The organism is Runella sp. R5_40, from assembly GCF_057652295.1.
Map to the genome: position 1 here is coordinate 113,627 of NZ_JBYFCH010000013.1, position 16,213 is coordinate 129,839.

The following is a 16,213-nucleotide window of genomic DNA, read 5'->3' on the forward strand; positions in this document are numbered from 1 at the left end:
TTTCATACTGACCACAGAAAATAAATTTGCGGGATTTTGGTTTAATTCCAACCCCCGCCCAGGGCGCGGTAAATATTCACAACAGCATTCATCTGTTGCATCTTGGTTTCGACCAAGTCAAACCGCGATTCTATGGCGTCGCGTTGTGTCAACAACACTTCCATGTAATCGGCGCGGGCCGAGCTAAACAGGTTGTTTGAAATCGTAATGGACTGCGTAAGTGCCTGAACCTCTTTTGATTTTGTGTCGTACGTTTTTTCCAAATTACCTATTTTGGCCATTTGGTTGGCCACTTCGATGTAGGCGTTTAACAACGTACGTTCATAGTTGTACACGGCTTGAATCTGCTTGGCATTGGCGTTGAAATAAGAGGCTTTGATGGCGTTTTTATTGACCAACGGTGCCGCCAAATCCCCCGCCAAAGAAAGAAGGAGCGATTGGGGTGTTTTTAACAAATAAAGTGGATTAAAAGCCTGATAACCCAGTCCTGCCGAAATGCCCAACGAAGGATAAAAACGGGCTTTGGCCACTTGCACATCGAGTTTGTTGGCGGCCAATTCCTGCTCTGCCTGACGAATGTCGGGGCGATTGCCCAACAACTGCGAAGGCAAGCCCGTATGAATGGTCGTGGGGACTAAATTGCTAAAATCTTGTGAACTACGCGCCACGGTTTGGGGATAGCGTCCCACCAAAAAATTGATGCGGTTTTCGGTTTCGATGATTCGTTGCTGGATGTTGTATTGCAAACTTTGGGTGTTCAATACCTGAGCCTCAAACCGCCGTACGGCCAATTCTGTTACCTTGGTGGCTTCTTTTTGAAGGCGCACAATACGAAGGGCATTGTTCTGAATATCAATGTTTTGGTGAATAATCGCCAATTGATTGTCAAGTGCCAACAACTCATAGTACGAAGTAGCAATTTCGGCAATTAAGTTGGTCACCATGAAATTTCTACCCTCACCACTGGCCAAGTACCGATGCACGGCGGCATCTTTGGCATTGCGGAGTTTATGCCAAATGTCGATTTCCCACGTGGCAAAAAGTCCTCCCAAAAAATTGGGCAACGGTTCGGGGGTTTCTCGGCCAGGTTTGATGTCGGTGGTGGCTTCGCTGGCTCCGATGTTGGTATAACGCCCCACTTTGTCCACGCCCGCACTGCCACGGATGCCCACAAAAGGTTTGTATTCCCCTTGACGAGCCATGATTTCGTTGCGCGACATTTCGATTTCCTGCATCGTAATGCTTAGCTCCTGATTGTTTTGCAAGGCGCTATCAATCAAGGCTGTAAGGTAAGGGTCGGTAAAGAACTCCTTCCATCGAATGGTGGCGCTGCTGGTCGAGTCCTGCGAGTTATTGAAACTCGCAGGTAAGGTGTTTCGTTCGGTTCTGGTGACCAGCGCTGGGGTTTTGCAGCCCGAAATGGCCAACGTTAACCCCGCAACTCCAAGACCGAGTATGATGATTTTCTTAAACATTAGTGCTCAATTTCTTCGGTTAACGGATTCTCTTTTTCGCCTTTAATCAACTGACGACCTTCGGCTATTTTTCCGAAAATAAAGTACAGCCCAGGAACGATAATCACGCCGAATACAGTCCCGAAAAGCATTCCTCCTAGTGCCGACGAACCAATTGTACGGTTTCCGATGGCCCCTGCGCCTGTGGCAAGCACAAGCGGAATTAACCCCGCAATGAAGGCAAAAGACGTCATCAAAATGGGGCGGAAACGTACTTTGGCTCCTTCGATGGCAGCGTTTAAGACGGTGAAGCCTTCCTTGTGTTTCTGGACGGCAAATTCCACAATCAAAACGGCGTTTTTCCCCAATAACCCGACCAACATCACCAACCCTACTTGGGCATAAATGTCGTTGGCAAGTCCCATCACTTTAATGAGCAAGAAAGAACCGAAGACCCCCGCAGGCAGCGAGAAGACCACCGCCAGCGGCAGAATAAAGCTCTCGTACTGGGCAGCAAGGACAAAATACACAAAGGCCAATACGATGAGGAAAATGTAAAGTGCTTCGTTGCCCCGCATTACTTCGTCTTTCGACAACCCACCCCAGTCGATGTCGTAGCCGCGTGGAAGGGTTTTCTTGGCCACTTCCTGAATCACCTTGATGGCCTCCCCACTACTATACCCTTTGGCGGGTGCCCCACGGAAAGCCGCAGTGGTGTACATGTTATAGCGGTTGATTTCGTTGGCGCCCTGCGATTTTTTGATGCGCATAAAGGCCGAGAACGGTACCATTTCGTCGTACTTGTTTTTGACGTACAGGTTCATAATGTCGTCAGGGAGTCGGCGGTATTCGGGCGATGCTTGCACAAACACCTTAAAGAAACGCTGAAACTTAATAAAACCGAGTTCGTACGTACTACCAATCAAGATAGAGAGGGTATTCATGGCGTTGCCAATCGAAACACCCTTTTGCATGGCCAATTTATTGTCGATTTCGAGTTCGTATTGGGGGTAATTGGCACTGTAAAAGGTAAACAAGCCCGTCAGTTCTTTCCGCTTCTTGAGTTCACCCATAAAGTCGGAGCTGACTTTTTCGAGTTGTTTGTAATCACCCGTGTTGGTTTTGTCCAACAATTGCAGCGCAAAACCACCCGCAGCTCCGTAGCCTGGTACGGCTGGTGGGTCAAAAAATTCGATGGTTGCCCCAGGGATTACTTTGGCTCGTTCTTCTAATTCATAAATAATCTCATTGACGGTCTGTTTACGTTCGTTCCAAGGCTTGAGGTTAATCAAACACGTACCCGCGTTTGACCCCCGCCCTTCGGTAAGGACTTCGTAGCCCGCAAGGGCCGAAACCGACTGAATCCCTTCTACTTTTTCGGCAATGGCTTGGAGTTTGCGGGTAATGTCGTTGGTGCGTTCCAAGGTCGAGCCAGGCGGCGTTTGTACAATGGCGTAAATCATGCCTTGGTCTTCGCTCGGAATAAAGCCCGAGGGGAGTTTGGCCGTAATTCCGAAAATTCCAATTCCAAACGCCAACAAGATTCCCCAAGTCACCATGCGGCGGTTGACGATGAGGCGCAGAAGCCCCACGTACCGACCCGTCAGTTTCTCAAAACCTCGGTTGAAAGCATCAATGAAGCGGTCGATGATGGTTTTCTTGCGTTTGTGGCCGTGGTGGTTTTTCAAAATCATGGCACAAAGCACGGGCGTGAGGGTAAGTGCTACCAGCCCTGAAATGACGATAGACGTAGCCATTGTAATCGAAAACTGGCGGTAGAAAATCCCCACGGGGCCTGTCATAAACGCGACGGGAACAAACACGGCGGTCATCAACAACGTGATGGCAATAACGGCACCGCTGATTTCGCGAAGTACTTTCTTGACGGCTTTGTAAGGCGTGAGGTGCGGCTCTTCTTCCATTTTGGCATGGACGGCCTCCACGACCACAATGGCGTCATCGACCACAATACCGATGGCGAGTACCAACGCGAAGAGCGTAATCATGTTGATGGTCAGGCCAAAAAGCTGCATAAAGATAAACGCACCAATCAGCGATACGGGCACGGCCAGCGTAGGGATGAGCGTAGAACGCCAGTCGCCCAAGAAGATAAATACCACCAAAGCCACCAGAATAAAGGCATCGCGCAGGGTGTGAATGACGTTTTCGATGGAGGCATCCAAAAAGTGCGAAACGTCGTAGCTAATTTCGTAATCCATACCAGGCGGAAACGACGTTTTCTTCATTTCGTCCAGTTTGGCTTTTACGCTTTTAATGACATCGCTGGCGTTACTTCCGTAGGTTTGTTTGAGCATAATCGCCGCCGACGGGTAGCCGTTGAGGTTGGAATAAATGTCATAATATTCGCTACCAAGCTCCACTTCGGCAATGTCTTTCAGTTTCAGAATTTCACCGTTAGGATTTGCCTTCACAATCACGTTTTTGTACTGCTCCACGTCGTTGAAACGCCCTTGGTAAGTCAGTACGTATTCCAAGGCTTCGGCGCGTTTTCCGTCGCTTCGGCCAATCCGCCCAGGCGAGCCAATCACACTCTGGTCGTTGAGGGCTTCCATCACCTCGTCGGCCGAAATATTATAAGCCCGCATACGGTCGGGTTTGAGCCAAATCCGCATGGCGTACTGGCGACTCCCCAAGATACTAGCCTGTCCAATTCCCGTAATCCGTTGAAGTTCAGGCAACATATTTACTCCCGCAAAGTTGAAGAGAAACTTCATGTTGGCCTTGGGGTCTTTGCTGTACAAGTTGACGTACATCAACATGTTAGGAACGATGCGGTTTACGATGACCCCTTCGCGTTGTACCAAAATAGGCAAACGGTTGAGTACCTGCGCAATACGCGTATTGACGTTGACGACCGCTTGGTCGGGGTCAGTGCCGAGGTTAAAGACAATCTGGATGTTGGCTTCCCCCGCACTGGTGGCGTCAGAAGTCATGTATTTCATGCCAGGTACGCCGTTGATGGCCTGTTCCATCGGAATCAGCACCGATTCGGTAAGTACCTTCGCACTAGCCCCTGGGTAAGAGGCCCGTACGATGACCATTGGGGGCGAAATTTCGGGAAACTGCGAGATGGGTAAGCTAGTGATAGCCAATATTCCCATAAAAATGATGACCAGCGAGATGACGATAGCAAGTACTGGCCGATGTATGAATTTACTAAACATATTCGTGCGAGGTTTTGGGGACGGCTATTACTCGGTATATACTTTAAGATTGGCCAACACTTTTTGCGGTTCTTGGTAGTCGAAGTGAATCTTCTCGTTGTCGTGTACTTTACGGATACCTTCAAGCAAGATGCGTTCGTCGGCGGCCAGGCCATCTTTCACCACGTAGAGGTCGGGCATTTCGGCGGCGATGTTAATCTCGCGCGATCTGACAACATTGTCTTTGCCTACCACATACACATAGCGTTTTTCCAGAATTTCAAAAGTCGCTTTCTGAGGAATGATGATGGCGTTGCGAAGCGGAACCACCATTTGGATGTTGCCTGTTTCGCCGTGACGAAGCAACCCTTTGGGGTTGGGGAAAGTAGCCCGAAAGGCGATGTTTCCCGTTTCGTTGTTGAAGTCGGCTTCAATCGTTTCGACAATGCCCGAATGACCAAAGAGTTGATTATTAGCCATCAACAAGTTAACTGACATCTTTTTGCCGTCTTGGGCTTTGGCTTTAAAGTCTAAATATTCGGCTTCGGGTACGTTGAAATACACCCACATTTTGCTGTTGTCAGAGAGCGTGGTAAGCAAATCGCCCTCGTCCACCAAGCTTCCAGGGCGTACTTGGAAATGGTCCATGATGCCCGAAAAAGGTGCTTTGATTTTGGTAAAACCTAAGTGAACTTGGGCTAAGGCAAGTTCGGCTTTGGCTTTGTCCCACTTGGCATTGACCATCGCCAATTCGTTGGGCGCTACGATGTTGCTATCGGCAAGGCGTTTGGTATTTCGGTATTCGATGCTGACAAACTTAGCTTCGGCTTCGGCTTTTTGTACTTCGGCTTCGTACAGTTTGGGCATGATTTGGAACATCATTTGGCCTTCTTTGATAAACTGACCTTCGTCCACGTAAATGTTTTGGAGGTAGCCTCGCTGCTGAGCGCGGAGCTCAATGTGACGAAAGGCATGAATCTGGCAGACGTAATCTTTCGTAATGGTAGTGTCTTTTTTGAGGGGGGTAGTTACCAAAAACTTGGTAATTTCTTCCTTCTCTTCTTCTTTTTCTGAGCAGCTTGTACACCACAACAAGGCACAGAAACTTGCGAGCATGAGGGTCTTATTCATACTGATTTCACTTTTTGTGTAGGGAGAATGGGGAATAATGTGAGTGGATTTATTTTTTTGAATGCGAGTTTGTTTTGTAAAGCGGGGGAGCGTTGGGGTGTTGGACCAATTCTCGTAAGAGGCTATCTTTCTCTTGGTTGTGACGAATACATTCCGAAAGTTGCTGCCGACAATACACATTATCGACACTGCTAGCCACGCTGGCTAATTCAAATTCATAGAGGCTACGCTGGCGGGTTTGTTGGTAAAGTAAAAAGCCGTTGAAGCCTAGCGAGAGGGCCAATGTGAGCCCCAAGCCGTAAAGCAAAATCGATGGAAAATAATGGCGTCGCATAGAGTGGATAACTATGTTGATTGACAAAACAAAGCAACCACTTAGGTATTAAAACGGTGTGAGAAGCAAATTAGAAAACATTAGAAAAATCTAAGTGACTTGAAGTGCTTGTGCCAGCCTAAGAAAGTATAAATACCTACTAATAGCCAGTTCTAGGGCTTTTAGGCTGTGCGTTAATAGTTGATAAGTTGAGGAAAAATAGGAATTGTACAATTATTTGTTTTTAAGAAACAAATTTGAAGACATTAGAAAAATCGGGTGATTTTCTAATGTGAGATGAGCGTCGCTCCTAAAAAAGATTAACTTAAACTGGGAAATGAGATGGAAACGGTGGTGCCTTCGTTGATTTTAGAATTCAACTGCAGAAAGCCTTGGTGTAGCTCAATGATTTTCTGCGTCATGGCTAAGCCAATGCCAAACCCAGGTACTCCTTCTACGTTCTTTCCTCGGTAAAGTGGGTCAAAAATGTGGGCAACATCGGCTTCGGCAATGCCCCGCCCGCGGTCTTTGATAACGACCAAAATTTTATCAGAAGTCGTCTGAAGATGTACCGAAACGGCCTCAGTAGAGTACTTGCAGGCATTGTCGAGGAGGTTTAGAAAGGCAGTGGTCAGCAAAGTCGCATTTCCTTTTACCGTCAGCGAGTGGTCGTCGTCGGTTGTAAACTGAAGGGGTAAACTTCGGTGCGGGTATTTGGCATGAATTTGTCCCAATGCGGTCAGCAAACAATCATCCACCTGCACGCTTTGGAGGGTAAGCGCCCCATCGGTTACGCGCGCCAGTCCCAGCAAGCTATTGGTGAGCGAAATGACCTTTTTTAATTCTTCCACGGCGACTTCCATGCTGTCGCGCCAGTCGTTGGGGTTTTGGTCGTAGCGGAGCGATGTTTCGAGCGTGCCGAGGGTGTTGGTAAGCGGAGTACGAAGCTCGTGAGAGGCGTGGGCCACAAAACTCCGTTGGGAGACAAAGGCATCTTCGAGCCGAAAGAGCATTTGGTTGAAGGTCATCGCAAGCTGCGCAATTTCGTCGCGGCGGTTGCCCTCTTGTACCCGTTTGTGCAAATCTTTAGCGGTAATCTGTTCTACTTCTTCAACAATCTGAGAAATGGGTTTCAAGACCCTTCCCGAAAAATACCATCCTGCCAATACAATCAATGAAAATCCTAATAGGTTGGCCAACAGGAGGATTTGTTGTAACGTGCCAAGTTTGGCAAACCCAATGCGGTCGTAGCCCGAGGCAAAAATGAAAAAGCGCTGCCCTTGGTCATTGTAAGGAATTAAAATGGACTCAAGGTGCCCCGTACGAAATTCAAAAATGGCATCAGAAGAGGGGAGGTGCGGGATTTTTTCCTTGTAATAATCCGATTCTTTGAGGGTTCGGTTGGTAAAAACTAGCTTATGTTGTTGGTCAAAAATACTGATTTGCTCCTCGACAATAGTGAGCAAATCGGTACGAACCATGTTTTTAAAAAAATCATCGTGCAGGTGCCGCCTCGAAATCAACACCCTTCCCGCTACCCGCGCTTTTCCCTCCAATCGGCTATAAAATTCTTCTTGACGGTACAGCGAATAAAAATACCAAACCAACAACGACAACGTCACCTGAATGGCCGTGGCAAGCAGGGTAAAAATGATGGTAAGTCGATTCCGAATGAGCATAGTATAGAAAACGATTATCCTTCGCGCAGCACATAGCCCATCCCAACGATGGTATGGAGGAGTTTGGTAGAAAAGCCTTTATCAATTTTTTTTCGCAAATAGCTGACATAGACGTCGATGACGTTGGTGCTGCTGTCAAAATCCAAACTCCAAACGCGTTCGCTAATGTCCACCCGCGAAATAATTTTCCCTTTGTTGAGCATCAAATATTCCATCAAAGAGTATTCGCGGGTCGTCAGGTCGATGCGTTGCCCAGCGCGAGTGACCGTCTTGGTATCAAGGTTCAATTCCAAATCGGCCAACCGTAACACTTGTTTTGGCTTAGTGCCGCTTCGCCGCGTGAGTGCCCGAAGGCGCAAAAGAAGTTCCTGAAATTCAAAAGGTTTGGCGAGGTAGTCGTCCGCGCCAGCGTTGAAGCCATCGGCTTTGTCGGCGAGGCTATCGAGGGCCGTTAGCATTAGTACGGGAACACTTTCATTGTCAGCCCGAATAAGCTGACATAGCTCAAAGCCATTGATATGGGGAAGGTTGACGTCCAATAAAATGATGTCGTAACTATTTTTGCGAAACAGCGACAGACCCATGCGCCCGTCGTAGGCAACTTCTACTTCATAGCCTTCGGCCGAAATGCCTTTACGAATAAAAGAAGCGAGTCTATCCTCGTCTTCCACTAATAAGATTTTCATACAAACGATGTGGGTTGTTGATGTGTCAAAGTGTTCGTTTCCACCCCTTTAGGAGTAATGCTGTTGCTGCAAATATAGACACCGACTCGATTGGGTAGTCATGTAAGTAGCCCTTGTAAAGCGATTTTAATCCTTTTTTCATACTCGCTTGCGATAATTTAGTTGCACTATTTGGCATAAAAAAGGCGATAAAAGAAGGGCTCGTCTAAAAAACTGACGTGGGATAAGTAAAAAGCAGAACTTGGTCGTTTTATTTAGTTTTAAGTATCTCTCTCACAAAAGTTTGATTAACCCATGCGTTTTAAAAAACAGTCAAAATTGCAACTTTCGGCGGCAATCGGGACGGCTTGTTTGGTGGTGTCGTGTATGAAAACACCACGTACTAGCCAGCCCGTTGTCATCAAAGAAGACCCTACCAAGGCCATTGCTAGGGCCAAGGAAATCCGTGAAAAAACGCCCGTAAAGCTTGCTGAAGGGCTACAAATGACCCTTTGGGCGTCGGACTCACTTGCTCCCGACCCCGTGGCTATGGCCATCGACGACCAAGGACGGGTCTATATCAACCGTACCCATCGCCAAAAAAACTCAGAATTTGACATTCGCGGGCACCGCGATTGGATGACGGAGTCGATTGGACTTCAAACGGTAGAAGATCGTCGGGCGTTTTTGCGCAAAACATTTGCTCCTGAGCGCAGCAAAGCCAACGAGTGGTTGCGCGACCTCAACGAAGATGGGGTGCATGATTGGAAAGACTTGGCCGTCGAAAAAGATGAAATTTGGCGGTTAGAAGATACCAACAACGACGGTATCGCCGACGTTTCGCTGCGTGTGCTAGAAGACTTTTTCGACGAAGTAACCGACGTAGCGGGGGGAATGCTCGTACGGGCGGGCGAAATTTTTGTGGCAATTGCTCCTGACCTTTGGCGTTTGAAAGACACCAACGGCGATGGTATCATGGATAAAAAGACATCCATCAGCCACGGTTACGGTGTCCACATTGGGTTTAGTGGTCACGGTATGTCGGGCGTAACCGAAGGCCCCGATGGGCGCATTTATTGGAACATTGGCGACATTGGGGCGAATATCACCGCACCTGATGGCAAAAAATGGGAAAATCCCAACTCAGGAATTATCGCTCGTTCTAATCCAGACGGCTCTGATTTTGAAATTTTTGCTTCGGGACTTCGTAACACCCACGAGTTTGTTTTTGATGAATACGGCAACCTCATTTCGTCTGACAACGACGGTGACCATCCAGGCGAAAGCGAGCGTTTGGTGCACGTTGTGCAGGGGCATGACGCGGGCTGGCGTTCCAACTGGCAATATGGAAAATACACCGACCCGCGCAACAATAAATACAATGTGTGGATGAACGAGAAATTGTTCAAACCACGTTGGGAGGGGCAAGCAGCCTATATTTTGCCTCCCATCATGAACTACCATAATGGCCCAACGGGGATGGAATACAACCCAGGTACGGCGTTAGGGTCGGAGTGGAAAAACAAGTTTTTCTTGGTAGAATTTGTCGGAACACCCTCACGGTCACACATTTGGTCGTTTGGGCTGAAACCAAAAGGGGCTACGTTTGACCTCGATGGAGAAAAGGACATTGTGAGCGGGATTTTGCCAACGGGCATCAAATTTGGGCCAGATGGTGCGTTGTACGTCGCTGACTGGATCAATGGCTGGGGAACCAAAAATTACGGCCGCGTCTGGAAATTGGACGTTACCAAAGATAAAAATGACCTAGCAGCCGTACGCGAAGAAACCAAGCGGATGATTCAGTTGAGTTACCCTGCACAAACCGAAGAAAAACTGTATTCGCTGCTCTCGTACGGCGATATGCGGGTTCGTCAAAAAGCGCAATTTGAGTTGGTGAATCGCGGCAAAAAAGGGCTTCCGCAGTTGATAAAAGCAGCCGAACAAACGCAGAACCAATTGGCACGTATTCACGGAATTTGGGGAATTGGTCAGTTGACACGCATCGACCAAGCCAACGCTGGGACGTTGATGTCGTTGTTGAATGACAAAGACCCTGAGGTTATGACCCAAGCCGCCAAAATGCTCGGAGATGCACGTATCGCCAGTGCAGGAAGTGCATTGGTACCTTTGTTGAAAAACACCAACCCACGTGTTCGTTTTTACGCTGCTGAAGCATTGGGACGCATCGCTTATGCAGATGCCGTAACGCCGCTGATTGAAATGATTGGGGCCAACAACGACGAAGACCTCTACTTACGTCACGCGGGCGTGTTGGCCTTGTCGCGCATTGGAAAAGTAGAACCAATGGTGGCGTTGGCCAATAACCCAAGCAAAGCATTGCGGACAGCGGCAGTGGTGGTATTGAGACGTTTACGTAATGAAAATGTAGCCGTTTTCTTGAACGATAAAGACGAATACATCGTAGCCGAAGCCGCCCGTGCCATCAACGACGACCTGTCGATTGTGGGAGCCTTGCCTGCCTTGGCTGCTACGTTGAAAGAAACCCGCTTTACGTCGGAGGTGATTGTACGCCGTGCCATCAACGCGGCATTGCGCGTGGGCGGCGACAAGGAGCTTCAATTGTTGCTTGATTTTGCCCGTCGCACCGACCTCAAAGAAGACATAAAAGCAGAAGCATTGGCCGCACTCGGAACGTGGGCAAATCCGTCGTACACCGACCGTGTTGATGGTCGTTACCGTGGTAAAATTGAGCGTGACCCTGCGGCAGTAAAAGCCAAAGTGTTGCCCTACATCAATGAGTTTTTGAAGGAGAAAAATGCAGAACCTCTGGCGGCAATTGTGGGCTTGATTGCGGACGTAAAAATCACCGAAGCCAACGAACAACTGGTGTCGATTTTTGACGCCAGCGAAAGTCCTCGGGTAAAAAGTGCTATTTTGACTACCCTCAATCAGTTGGGTTATGCGCAGATTGATGCCATTGTGAAGAAAGGAATGGACGACAAAGAAGAAAGTGTGCGCACGGTAGCATTGGGGCTGTTGAATAATAACAACGTCACCAAAGCAAGTTTACCATTGATTGTCAATTCTATCTTTACCAAAGGCACAACGCGGGAGCAACAAAAAATGCTTGAAGTGTTGGGAAAAATGGACGCTGACAAAACACAGGTAATTTTGGGCGATTTGATAGACCAATTGAAGGATAAAAAACTGTCTCCCAACTTGTCATTGGAACTGAAAGAAGCCGTAGAAGCCTCGGGGGTAGCAGCGTTGAAAGAAAAAATGGCAACGGTGAAGCCAGGCGCTTCGCTTGTAGATGAATATGCGGAGGCACTCTTTGGCGGAAATCGTTTTTCAGGTCGCAACATATTCAACAACAACTCAGCGGCACAGTGCGTACGTTGTCACGCCGTTGGGGGTACGGGTGGAGCCGTTGGGCCATCATTGACGCACATTGGTGATGAACTTACACGCGAGCAATTATTGCAAGCACTTGTAGAACCTAGTGCCCGTTTGGCACCTGGGTTTGGCATGGTATCGCTCACGCTGAAAGACGGGCAAGTGGTGAACGGAACATTAGCCAAAGAAACGGCTGAAACACTCACTGTCAATACCTCCGACGCCGAGCCATTGGTCATTCCTGTGGCGCGCATCGGTAAGCGCGAAAACATGCCATCGGGGATGCCGCCGATGGGGAGCATTCTGTCAAAACGCGAAATCCGCGATTTAGTAGAGTTCTTAACGAGTTTGAAAAAATAGGAGTACCATCTTCCCGAAAGTTCTGAAACTTTCGGGAAGGTCTCGATAAAACTTTTCGACAATCTTTCAACTTCCCGAAAGCTATAAGTTTTCGGGAAGTTTTTGTTTAAGGCTCAGCAGAAACTTTAGCGATGATGTAAAGTCTAATCGTAGGTGAATTATTGTTGACCCTAAAGGAGTTGTAAAATGAAAAATTACGAAATTCCACTTGTTCCTGGTACCTGCTATCATGTCTTTAATCACGCCAATGGCCGAGATAATTTGTTTGCAAACAGAGGCAATTATCAGTTTTTTCTACAACGTTATGCCTTTTTCATGAATCCAATTCTGGATACCTACGCGTATTGTTTATTGCCTAATCACTTACATTTTTTAGTACGAATCAAGGAAGAACATGAGTTGAAAATAGCATGGGGAGCGAAAAATACGCCGTACAATTCAGTGACCAAAGAAGTGAACTGGCCTGCTTTTATAAGTCGAGCGTTTGGTAATCTTTACAGTTCATACTCTCAAGCGTTTAATCGCCAGCAAAACAGAATGGGCAGTTTATTTATGCCAAATTTCAAGCGACGAGAGGTTGACAACGAAGACTATTTGGTACAATTGATTCATTATATTCATGCTAATCCCATTCATCATGGTTTTGTCAACTCCATGGATAGGTGGGAGTTTTCTTCTTACCATGCGCTGAAAAGTGTGAAACCGACTAACCTAAAACGAGACGAAGTGTTGGAATACTTTGGGGGAATCAATGAGTTTGTTCAGTTTCATAACCAAATGCCGATTTCAAAAAAATGCTTAGACGAGGGCGAGTTTTAGCTTAGAACTGCATCTTACCGAAAGTCTGTACCTTCCCGAAAGTTCTAAAACTTTCGGGAAGGTTGCCAAGTCTCATGCCCAAATGCCGATTTCAAAAAAATGTCTAGACGAGGGGGAGCTTTAGCTTAGAACTGCATCTTTCCGAAAGCTCTAAAGCTTTCGGAAAGGTAAAGGCTGAAAGATAGCGGGGAAGTTTCAATTTTGGACATTGATAGCGCTATGTAGGTACCTTCCCGAAAGTTCTGAAACTTTCGGGAAGGTCTCGATAAAACTTTTCGACAAAGGTCATTGCAGGTCGGGAAAATCCTTTTTAAGTTTAAAGGTTAATATTCCTAATCACGTTAATTCCTTAAATCATGTCGGAAAAGCAACACAAAATCTTACTCACCGAAGACGAGATTCCAAGACATTGGTACAACATTCAGGCAGATATGCCCAACAAGCCGCTGCCGCCATTGCACCCCGCTACCAAGCAGCCCGTAGGGCCAGGCGATTTGGCTCCGTTGTTCCCGATGGAGCTGATTAAGCAAGAAGTATCCCAAGAAAGATACATCGAAATCCCCGAAGAAGTACGCGAAATCTACAAGCTGTGGCGTCCAACGCCCATGTTCCGTGCGCATCGCTTGGAAAAAATGCTGGACACGCCCGCAAAAATCTACTACAAATACGAAGGCGTAAGTCCATCGGGTAGCCACAAAACCAACACCGCCGTGGCGCAGGCGTACTACAATAAGATGGAAGGCGTAAAACGCATCACGACCGAAACAGGCGCAGGGCAGTGGGGAACGGCCTTGGCCATTGCGTGTCAGATGTTTGGTATCGAGTGCGAAGTGTTTCAGGTGCGTATCAGCTACAACCAAAAACCATATCGTAAAGCCCTTATCGAATCGTTTGGTGCCAAAATTTTTCCTTCTCCTTCGGAGCTAACGCAGTCGGGACGGAAGATTTTGGAACAATATCCCGATACGCCAGGAAGCTTGGGAATTGCTATTTCGGAGGCGATTGAGTGTGCCGTTCAGGACGAAAACTGTAAATACGCCCTCGGAAGCGTACTGAACCACGTGTTGATGCACCAAACCATCATTGGCCAAGAGTGTTTGGTACAGATGGAAAAAGCAGGCGATTATCCCGACGTCGTCATTGCGCCGCTGGGTGGTGGCTCCAACTTTGCGGGGATTTCGTTCCCGTTTTTGCACAAAAATATCACCGAAGGTAAAAACGTGCGCGCCATTGCGGTGGAGCCTGCTTCGTGTCCTAAGCTTACCAAGGGTGAATTCCGCTACGACTTTGGCGATTCGGCTGGGTTTACGCCGTTGTTGCCGATGTACACCTTGGGCCACAACTTCCGCCCTGCGGCCATTCACGCGGGCGGTTTGCGTTACCACGGGGCGTCGGTATTGTGTTCGCAGTTGTTGAAAGACGGCCTCATCGAAGCCAATGCCATTCAGCAGTTGGAGTGTTTTGAGGCAGGGGTGGCTTTTGCCAAAGCCGAAGGAATTATCCCCGCGCCCGAAGCCACGCACGGCATCGCGCAGGTATTTAGAGAAGCGCAGCGTTGCAAAGAAGAAGGCAAATCAGAGACGATTTTGTTCAATCTTTGCGGCCACGGTTTCTTGGATATGCAGGCTTACATGGACTATTTCGACGGTAAACTCTCCGACCATTTCTTGACCGACGACGAATTGAAATCGGGCTTGAAAGAACTAGAGGGTTATCCAATGGCCTAATAAAAATCAGGTAGTTATAAAAAGTGAGAGGTTGTCCCCAAAGGATAGCCTCTCGCTTTTTATTGGTTTGTTTTTCTGCAAGTTACGTTAAAAAGCACCCAGCCTTCGATGGCGCGAACGTCTCGTTTGTGGCCCTTATTTGCAGGCTTCTAGCCTTTCTATTGCCAAGCTAGGTTCGAAGTCTTGCAAATAGACAGTATAAGCGTGATGCTCTCCCTATCGGGGGCTACTCAGAACTGTGTGTTTCAAAATGTTAGAGCGGCGTCCATTCGCTCGTTGTTAGTAGTTTTAGTAGGATAGTTCTAATAGAAAAATTATGTAGCAAACGAGAAAAACTATGGCATTACGATCCTTCATTATCCTGATTCTGTTCGTTTATAACTCAGCATCTGGACAGATTAAAACAGAAAGTTTTGAGTTTATTCATAATGGTAAAAAACTTAGTGGACTTCTGGATTTACCAATTGGACAAAAGCCCGCTTCAGTAATTTTAATTGTTCAAGGTTACGGAAAAAGTAATATTGTAGAAGGAAATTGGTATTACGATTTACGCTCAAACTTTGTAAAACTTGGACTTGCTTGTGTTATTTGGGATAAACCTGGTTGTGGAAAAAGTGAAGGTGAATTTGACGTAAATCAAACAGTACAAAGTAGTGCCGATGAGGTGCTTTCTGCAATTAAAGAAATAGAAAGTAAAAATATTGCAGGGGCTACAAATATTGGACTTTGGGGGATTAGCCGTGCAGGATGGATTTGCCCTTTGGTAATTCAAGAATATCCAAAAATTGCCTATTGGATTTCGGTGAGTGGAACAGATGATAAAGAAAATTTTGGCTACTTGCTTGAAACAAATCTTAGAATTGACGGCAGAAGTGAAACTGAAATACAACTATTGGTTTCAGAATGGCAAAGAGGTAATGATATATTTAGAAAAGGTGGAGCATTTGCTGAGTATCAAAAAGCGACTCAGAATCTAAGGAAGGATTCTTTTTGGATTTTTTTAAACAATTCTTCAGAAACCGAAGAGTCCTATTTGTCCAAGCAGAAACAATTTATAAGTGAACATCATAAGTTTGACAGAAAAACAGGGCTAATGATATACGTTCCCAATTTTCGGCAAACGCTTATGAAAGTTCAATGCCCTGTACTAGCAATTTTTGGAGAAAAAGATGCTAATATTAATTGGAGACAAACGATTGCCTTCTATAAAGAAACAATAGGAAAAAAAACGAAAGCTAAGCTAACAATAAAGACTTATCCTGATTGTAACCATAACCTTAAAAGTTGTAAAACAGGTGGTATGAAAGAAACTATTGAAAACAGTAATAAATACCAACCACCATGTGATGGATATTTTGATACAATGTCGGAATGGTTAAGAAAAGTAGTGCTCTAAAAATAAAAAACTAACATCAATAACATCGCCTTCATAGTCGCTAAATGCCAAGCTATAAAACGCCTGTAAGCGTTTGGAAGAGGAGAAACACTACGTTTTATTGGTCCTTTTATAAAGTGAGCGGCTGACCCAAAAGGTCAGCCGC

The 16,213-nt window shown here is 46.7% G+C and carries 10 protein-coding genes; 4 read left to right on the top strand and 6 right to left on the bottom strand.

All coding sequences use genetic code 11. The annotated features are described in order from the left end of the window. Positions 1-41: 41 nt before the first annotated feature. The 6 genes from AC23N5_RS20505 to AC23N5_RS20530 form a co-directional block, all read right to left on the bottom strand. Positions 42-1,475, bottom strand: coding sequence for a TolC family protein (locus AC23N5_RS20505; protein WP_487757046.1), 1,434 nt, complete (start codon positions 1,473-1,475; stop codon positions 42-44). After that, positions 1,475-4,639, bottom strand: coding sequence for an efflux RND transporter permease subunit (locus AC23N5_RS20510; RefSeq protein ID WP_487757047.1), 3,165 nt, complete (start codon positions 4,637-4,639; stop codon positions 1,475-1,477). The genes AC23N5_RS20505 and AC23N5_RS20510 overlap by 1 nt, the downstream gene beginning before the upstream one ends. Before the next feature lie 27 nt (positions 4,640-4,666). Further along, on the bottom strand, positions 4,667-5,749 hold the full coding sequence (locus AC23N5_RS20515) for an efflux RND transporter periplasmic adaptor subunit (protein WP_183971316.1): 1,083 nt from the start codon (positions 5,747-5,749) through the stop codon (positions 4,667-4,669). Positions 5,750-5,798: 49 nt separating this feature from the next. Next, positions 5,799-6,083 carry a hypothetical protein gene (locus tag AC23N5_RS20520; protein WP_183971317.1) on the bottom strand — a complete coding sequence of 95 codons (285 nt, stop codon included), beginning with the start codon at positions 6,081-6,083 and terminating at the stop codon, positions 5,799-5,801. Between the two features lie 299 nt (positions 6,084-6,382). Continuing rightward, complete coding sequence (locus tag AC23N5_RS20525; RefSeq protein WP_487757048.1) at positions 6,383-7,741, bottom strand: ATP-binding protein; 1,359 nt, start codon at positions 7,739-7,741, stop codon at positions 6,383-6,385. Between the two features lie 14 nt (positions 7,742-7,755). Continuing rightward, positions 7,756-8,427 carry a response regulator transcription factor gene (locus AC23N5_RS20530; RefSeq protein ID WP_183971319.1) on the bottom strand — a complete coding sequence of 224 codons (672 nt, stop codon included), beginning with the start codon at positions 8,425-8,427 and terminating at the stop codon, positions 7,756-7,758. A gap of 294 nt (positions 8,428-8,721) precedes the next feature. On the opposite strand from AC23N5_RS20530, the gene AC23N5_RS20535 reads away from it, so the two are divergent. From AC23N5_RS20535 to AC23N5_RS20550, 4 genes are all read left to right on the top strand, one after another. Further along, the gene (locus AC23N5_RS20535; protein WP_487757049.1) at positions 8,722-12,126 is read left to right on the top strand and encodes a DUF7133 domain-containing protein; all 3,405 of its coding nucleotides are present in this window, start codon (positions 8,722-8,724) and stop codon (positions 12,124-12,126) included. Positions 12,127-12,312: 186 nt separating this feature from the next. Beyond that, entirely contained in the window at positions 12,313-12,945 is a 633-nt protein-coding gene (locus AC23N5_RS20540; protein ID WP_487757050.1) for a transposase, read from the top strand. A 356-nt stretch (positions 12,946-13,301) separates the two neighbouring features. Beyond that, positions 13,302-14,672 (top strand): TrpB-like pyridoxal phosphate-dependent enzyme, encoded by a 1,371-nt coding sequence (locus AC23N5_RS20545; RefSeq protein ID WP_122929166.1) that lies wholly within the window; start codon positions 13,302-13,304, stop codon positions 14,670-14,672. 337 nt (positions 14,673-15,009) lie between these two features. Continuing rightward, the gene (locus AC23N5_RS20550) at positions 15,010-16,068 is read left to right on the top strand and encodes an alpha/beta hydrolase family protein (protein WP_487757051.1); all 1,059 of its coding nucleotides are present in this window, start codon (positions 15,010-15,012) and stop codon (positions 16,066-16,068) included. The last annotated feature ends 145 nt before the right edge of the window (positions 16,069-16,213 follow it).

Coding starts and splice junctions, on each gene's coding strand:
- AC23N5_RS20505 (WP_487757046.1), bottom strand. CDS start 1,475: ATGTTTAAGAAAATCATCATACTCGGTCTTGGAGTTGCGGGGTTAACG.
- AC23N5_RS20510 (WP_487757047.1), bottom strand. CDS start 4,639: ATGTTTAGTAAATTCATACATCGGCCAGTACTTGCTATCGTCATCTCG.
- AC23N5_RS20515 (WP_183971316.1), bottom strand. CDS start 5,749: ATGAATAAGACCCTCATGCTCGCAAGTTTCTGTGCCTTGTTGTGGTGT.
- AC23N5_RS20520 (WP_183971317.1), bottom strand. CDS start 6,083: ATGCGACGCCATTATTTTCCATCGATTTTGCTTTACGGCTTGGGGCTC.
- AC23N5_RS20525 (WP_487757048.1), bottom strand. CDS start 7,741: ATGCTCATTCGGAATCGACTTACCATCATTTTTACCCTGCTTGCCACG.
- AC23N5_RS20530 (WP_183971319.1), bottom strand. CDS start 8,427: ATGAAAATCTTATTAGTGGAAGACGAGGATAGACTCGCTTCTTTTATT.
- AC23N5_RS20535 (WP_487757049.1), top strand. CDS start 8,722: ATGCGTTTTAAAAAACAGTCAAAATTGCAACTTTCGGCGGCAATCGGG.
- AC23N5_RS20540 (WP_487757050.1), top strand. CDS start 12,313: ATGAAAAATTACGAAATTCCACTTGTTCCTGGTACCTGCTATCATGTC.
- AC23N5_RS20545 (WP_122929166.1), top strand. CDS start 13,302: ATGTCGGAAAAGCAACACAAAATCTTACTCACCGAAGACGAGATTCCA.
- AC23N5_RS20550 (WP_487757051.1), top strand. CDS start 15,010: ATGGCATTACGATCCTTCATTATCCTGATTCTGTTCGTTTATAACTCA.